This is a genomic window from Trichocoleus sp. FACHB-591 (assembly GCF_014695845.1).
Taxonomy (GTDB): domain Bacteria; phylum Cyanobacteriota; class Cyanobacteriia; order FACHB-46; family FACHB-46; genus Trichocoleus.
Genome location: NZ_JACJPA010000086.1, coordinates 1 through 2,160, shown reverse-complemented (window position 1 = coordinate 2,160; position 2,160 = coordinate 1). Strand labels below are relative to the sequence as shown.

Genomic DNA, 2,160 nt, shown 5'->3' with positions numbered 1-2,160 from the left:
CGAATGGGGCTTTATTTCTGTGGTTGGTTGAAACCGTCTTGTGTCCCTGCTGATGGGTCGGAGCGGGGGTGGTCATGGACAACTTATCGGCTCACAAAGTGGCGGGGGTGACGACGGCAATCGAGTCCGTTGGGGCACGGCTAATTTACCTATCTCCTTACTCACCCGCTTTCAATCCAATTGAAAACTTGTGGTCAAAGTTGAAGGCGTTCCTCAGAGGTGCTGAAGCTCGCACCTTTGAAACCTTGCATCAAGCAATTGCACAAGGATTAGAGCAGATTACGTTAGCAGCTGTACGAAGCTGGTTTAGCCATGCCTGCTACTGTACTTAATCAACCGGCACACCGCTATATTGATTTTCCAGGTTCAGCGTATTGTCTGATGGCGCAGGTCCTAGAACGTCGCCAGCAAGCCAGTGCTCGAAACTATTGGAAAAAATGCCTGGAGTTGGGTGCTCTGACAAATCCCGATGAAGATTCGTGGATGCATTTGGCACAGAAAAAGTTGCAGGGAAAGCGTAGCAATCAGCCACCCAAAAAACTATGAACTGGAAAAGCTTCACTCGAGTATTGCTTGTACTTGTGCTAACGAATAGTGGCTTACCTGCTTGGGCTCAAGCTCAAGGGATAAACTATATTTCTAACCTGAAGGGCAAGGTAGAGGTCAAACGGGCTAATCGCAGTACTTACCAGAAAGCTCAGTTTGGCACATTATTGCAACCCAAGGATCGGCTTCGATTGGACAAGTTGCTACACAGCACTGTTGCTGTGTAGCAACTTGTCACTCTGGAAGGTTCCTGCGGGAAAAGAGACGGTGATCCAGCAAGGCTGTGGACCTAGACCAGATGTGATCCGCCGACTAAGTAGCCGAACGACTCGCTCTCGCTCTGGGGAAAACCCGACGATTTCTTATCTCATCAGTCCTCGCTCAACCGCTGTTCTGGAGCGACAACTGCGGTTGCGGTGGCATAACATTGGGGCGGCTTCTTACCGAGTGCGCGTCTGGGGCAACCAGGTCGATTGGTCGATTGAAACTGATGAAGCGGAAGCTGTATTCCCAGGCGGGAGCCAACCAATTCGGCCTGGCGGGTACTACCAGGTCGAAATTACCTCAAACACTGGCGCTTCTTCTAAAGCTAATCCGGTAGGTTTCACGTTTTTGAGCCATGAGGGGGTAAAGCAAGTACAGCAGAGGGTTGGAGAGATAACACAGCTTGCTCTTAATCGGGAATCAGAGGTCTTAGCGCTGGCGTATCTCTATCAAAGCGATACCTCAAAGCTACCGCCATTCAAAAACTAGAAACTGCTGTACGAGCAGGTGTGCGTACTGCGGCAATTTACCAACTATTGGGAGAAGTATCAGGCGAGTGAATTGCTGCAACTCGCCAAAATCAATTATGTAAAGGCATTTGAGTTGGCAAAAACTGCAAACAGCCTGGAACAGCAAGCGGAGTTGCAGCAACATCTGGGCGAGGTGAATGAAGCGGTGGCGCAACTCAATAATGCGCTTTACTGGTTTCGCAGCGCTCAAAGCAGCTATCGCCAGCTAGGAGATGTAAAACAGGTTCAGACGCTACGGCCCCGAATCAATTACTTATTGGAGCGAGTATGAATCGAATTCATAGGCAAGGATTGAGTGGGTTCGCCGTTCTGCTTATAACGATTGGCTTGTTAACTGGAATTCAAGAAACCATTCAAGGACAGACAAAAGCGCCGTTATCCTCAGAACAGAAAGAAGCCCGAGCAGAAATTGAGCGGCTGAATCAGCAAGTGTTTCAACTCTATAAGCAAGGGAAGTTTAGCGAAGCGATTCCGCTAGCTGAAAAAGTTTTACAGTTATCCAAACGGCTGTTCCAGGGTGACCACCCAGGTGTTGCTATTAGCCTCAACAATCTGTTCACCTCTCTCGGCTTCCTCGCGTATTTGTTTGCGCTGAATCGCAGAAAGCTCACCTTTTCTCAGATGTTCTATTAGCAAAGTTTTTGCATTGTCATTCAAGGCAGTTCTTAGGGATCGGTGCAACCAATCTTTAGAAACTGTTTGTAAATGTATGTGAAGTAGAAGACAACTACGGTCACAAAGGCGCGATACCAGAAGAGTGACATCTACATGGCTTGAGGATATGAGTCAGCCTTACTACGACAGTGACCTGACCGATGAG

Annotated in this window: 5 protein-coding genes and 1 pseudogene; all 6 read left to right on the top strand. The window is 48.5% G+C overall.

What is annotated here, in order from left to right; genetic code table 11:
* Positions 1-68: 68 nt before the first annotated feature.
* Positions 69-261 (top strand): annotated as a pseudogene (locus H6F90_RS15690) (transposase); the annotation flags it as partial.
* Between the two features lie 51 nt (positions 262-312).
* The gene (locus tag H6F90_RS15685) at positions 313-546 is read left to right on the top strand and encodes a hypothetical protein (protein WP_190553342.1); all 234 of its coding nucleotides are present in this window, start codon (positions 313-315) and stop codon (positions 544-546) included.
* Positions 547-581: 35 nt separating this feature from the next.
* Positions 582-773, top strand: a complete 192-nt coding sequence (locus H6F90_RS15680; protein WP_190553341.1) for a hypothetical protein — start codon at positions 582-584, stop codon at positions 771-773.
* A gap of 4 nt (positions 774-777) precedes the next feature.
* Positions 778-1,299: a hypothetical protein gene (locus tag H6F90_RS15675; RefSeq protein WP_190553340.1), complete on the top strand. Its 522-nt coding sequence runs from the start codon at positions 778-780 to the stop codon at positions 1,297-1,299.
* Positions 1,300-1,317: 18 nt separating this feature from the next.
* A complete protein-coding gene (locus tag H6F90_RS15670) occupies positions 1,318-1,611 on the top strand; it encodes a hypothetical protein (RefSeq protein WP_190553339.1) in 294 nt (97 codons plus the stop codon).
* The gene (locus tag H6F90_RS15665) at positions 1,608-1,973 is read left to right on the top strand and encodes a tetratricopeptide repeat protein (RefSeq protein WP_190553338.1); all 366 of its coding nucleotides are present in this window, start codon (positions 1,608-1,610) and stop codon (positions 1,971-1,973) included. Before H6F90_RS15670 ends, H6F90_RS15665 begins: the two co-directional genes overlap by 4 nt.
* The last annotated feature ends 187 nt before the right edge of the window (positions 1,974-2,160 follow it).